3 protein-coding genes are annotated in these 3,446 nt (G+C 43.3%); all 3 read right to left on the bottom strand.

Going from position 1 to position 3,446, the window contains the following annotated elements:
- Positions 1 to 1,428 (bottom strand): circadian clock protein KaiC (kaiC, locus tag OB13_RS05610; RefSeq protein ID WP_461489169.1); only part of this gene is annotated, 1,428 nt, incomplete at its 3' end.
- A gap of 295 nt (positions 1,429 to 1,723) precedes the next feature.
- A complete protein-coding gene (locus tag OB13_RS05605; RefSeq protein ID WP_461489168.1) occupies positions 1,724 to 2,290 on the bottom strand; it encodes an AraC family transcriptional regulator in 567 nt (188 codons plus the stop codon).
- Positions 2,291 to 2,618: 328 nt separating this feature from the next.
- On the bottom strand, positions 2,619 to 3,170 hold the full coding sequence (locus OB13_RS05600; RefSeq protein WP_461489167.1) for a hypothetical protein: 552 nt from the start codon (positions 3,168 to 3,170) through the stop codon (positions 2,619 to 2,621).
- Positions 3,171 to 3,446: the final 276 nt, after the last annotated feature.

Here is a 3,446-nt window from a genome sequence, read left to right as displayed (position 1 = left end):
AATGCCGCTGATGCCTTGGAAGTGTTTTCCGATGTTAGCTCCTTCATCGGTGATGGAAAATTTCCGGATAGAAGAATCGTGTTTGGAGCCGCGCATTTTAAGAACAGCGATGCTGCGTTGCATTTCGCCGGACATTTCCACATAGCGCAGCAGGATAATCGAATCCGTAATAGGAGAAATGCTGCCTTCTGTATCGGATGTGCCGCCTGCCAGCAAGGGCGTATTGGACGTAAACATGCCGGTAATTTCCTTATGTTTGAGGTAAGAGGTAAAGGCAATGATAAACTCCCGGAAACCTTTGTCTGTAGAGGTGCGCGATAGAGCAGATAAACTATCGATGGCAATCCTATCAGGCTTGAAGTCTTCCACAACTTCCTGGATGTTGATGAAATGATCCTCCAGGGAGGAGATCTCCGGATAAAGGCAGATCACTTTCAGAAGTCCTTCTGCTTCCAGTTGCTTGAAATCAATGCCCCAGCCGGCTGCGTTACGGTATAGTTGCTCATTGCTTTCTTCAAAAGCCATGAGCAGGCAGCGCTCCTTTTTCTCCCGTATACCATCTATAAAGTGTGCCACCAGTAAGGTTTTGCCAGCACCGATTGCTCCGGAAATCAGGTTGATGGAGCCTTTGTAAAATCCGCCATTTATCATTTCGTTCAGTGCAGGTATGCCCGAAGTGACCCTTTCGTTGGATGAAATATGCTTCAGGATCATGGCCGACAAGGGGATGATGACAATAGCCTTATCCGGGTTTATTGAATATGGGTTTTCACCCTTTTCGTGATCGCTTCCCCTGAATTTCAGGATCTCGATGGTTCTTCTGCGCTTCTCTTTATGCAACACGTTCCGAAGTATAATTACGTTATCTGTCAGGAATTCTTCTACTCCGAAGCGTGTAATTTTGCCGTATTCTTCCAGGCGTTCGGCCGTAATGAGAGACGTTGCACCCAAGCGCGACAAGGTCAGGGCCACCTGTATCAGCTCCCGACGGATGGTATGCATCTCCTCGTGAAATTGCGTAAAAATACTACCAATGGAATCGATCACGACCCGTTGTGCCCTGCACTTTTGTACCGCTCTCTCTAACCTGATCCGGAAAGCACTCAGGTCGAAATCACCAACCGCTATAATATTTTCTTCTTTCGGGGCCGCATCAACAAATATCCATTTGCCTTCTTTTTCCCAGGTATCAATGTCCCAGTTAAAGCTTTTCAGGTTTTTGCGTATATCATCTACTTGTTCTTCAAACGTGACAAAAACGCCGGGCTGGTTGAACAACTGAATGCCCAACGCCAGGAATTGCGCACCAAAAAGCGTTTTTGCGCTACCAGAGCTACCTGCCACAAGGGTCGTGCGACCTAGTGGCAATCCGCCATGAGAGATATGATCGAAGGAAGCATTTCCGGTCTTTAGTTTTTTCAGGTTCATAGGCAGAGGTAAGCGGATTGGGAAGTTGAGATATTGTTTTGGACTTTCAGGTCGAGGAGTAACCATGACAGGAAGTTAAAAATGAGCTTTATGAAATATTTAAGCAGGCCATAGTTAAACTACTCAGGCCAGAAAATCTCAACACCCTGTGTTAGGGTAAAGGAGGCAGGCATGAAAAAGTCAAACATAAGTACAAGCACCTCTGCAACGTGAAGGATGCACACATAAGGTTGAACAAAGGTGGGGGAAATGGGGCGGGTATACTTTACATACTTTCACAAGTATGTTTCAAATTTTACAGGTTTTCGAGTACGCCTTCACGTTTGCCTTTGATGTGCTTGTAAAAGGAAGGCGAAAGGCCTGTCACTTTTTTAAACTGGCTGGACAAATGGGCGACACTGCTGTAATGCAGGCGATGGGCAATTTCAGTAAGGGTGAGGTTGTCGTAAAAGAGCAGCTCTTTTGCTTTCTCTATTTTATGGATGATGATGAACTGCTGAATGGTGATGCCTTTGACTTCGGAGAAGATGGTGGCCAGGTAGTTGTAGTTGTAACCCAGTTTTTCGCTGATGTAAACCGAGTAATTCACTTTCGGCTGTTCTTCCGAAGCATGGATCATGTCTGTGATCAGTGTCTTAATCTTATCGATCAGTTTGCTTTTGCTGTCATCGAGTAACTCCAGCCCAGCTTTGCTCAGGTTTTCTTTTAGCTGTTCAAGCTGGATGTCGGTAATATCTTTGTGTATCTCTACCACGCCCAGGTCTACTACCACATACTCTGATTGCAACCCAAGACTTATGAGTTCTTCCTGCACCAGTGCTTTGCAGCGGTTGCTGACCATGTACTTAATATATAATTTCATTTGTTTTTGTTTAGTGCATACTCAAATCCGGGAGTATGGTTCGGCGCTGCTGCTGGCAAAATGCTTAAAACCTGGTGCGAAGTGATGAGCAATGAGATCAGGATTTTTCGAAAAGCTGTAAAACAGGTTCTGTGATTTGTACTTATGACGTTTGTGCGCCAACATTAATTCATTAAGCGGTAAAGTATAATTAAAGTGGAGATCAAAGCGGGTTAAAGTTATATTATGGGTTGGCTTAAAGTAAAGCAATTTGTCCTATCGCTAACTACCGGGTTTTAAACCGGAACATCAGCAACAGGACAGATTTTAACTAACTGGCTAAAGTTGATTAATGTATGGCTATACCAATGGTAGAAACACCTGTGGAAAGATCAAGGAAGGCGCCAACTCTGTTATTAAAATGGTATTCTGTACCTATGTGCAGATCCAGGAATAAAGGGTTCCCTCTGCGGTAATAGTTTTTGTCTCCATCATAACCATTATCCCAACCAGAGTTTATGATTGAAAGCCCTACTGAACCGGCCATATAGAAATCCCATTTCGAGTTAGCATTCAATATATCATCAAAGTAATAAGTGCCTTTAGCACCGATCGGGATCACCGTTTCATGATAAGTATAATAGGTGTTGTTATTTCTATAATCATTTGAGAAAGTAGAGAAGCTTATAAAGGGAGCCACGGTAAAGTTTTTGGCTACATCAAATTCATAGTTAATGTTGAAAACGGGTAACGAACGGTTGGCATATTTGTAGTAGCCGCCATAGCCGCCAATGCCTACACCCAAATTTAACGTGCTGCCATGCTTTTCCTGGGCAGACGCATTAAACTGGAAAAAGCTGATACACAAGATGGTTAATGCGATTGTAAATAATCTTTTCATATGATGGATTTTAAATTCTTGTTAAAGATGATGTTATACTTTGCAGGTATATTATAGCAAAGCCTATATGGAAGGGAAATGGGTTGAATCTCGAATTGCAGCACTACTGAATCTGCCTTTCAAATGGATATGAAAAGCAGCGTAAACTTGCCTTACTGTAATGGCTATTGTGTGAATTTGTACTCAGGAGGCTGGTCTTAGACTTTTAACCTTATGATTGGAAGATCTGCATTAGCGCTGCACATCTTTTTTTATGCCTTGCTGGCATGCCGTTGA

It is taken from the genome of Pontibacter sp. HJ8, from assembly GCF_054824225.1.
The sequence above is the reverse complement of the archived record's forward strand: the minus strand, read 5'-3'. Positions and strand labels throughout refer to the sequence as shown.

Excerpts from the sequence above, each read along its gene's own strand:
- OB13_RS05605 (WP_461489168.1), bottom strand. The coding sequence starts at position 2,290 with ATGAAATTATATATTAAGTACATGGTCAGCAACCGCTGCAAAGCACTG.
- OB13_RS05600 (WP_461489167.1), bottom strand. The coding sequence starts at position 3,170 with ATGAAAAGATTATTTACAATCGCATTAACCATCTTGTGTATCAGCTTT.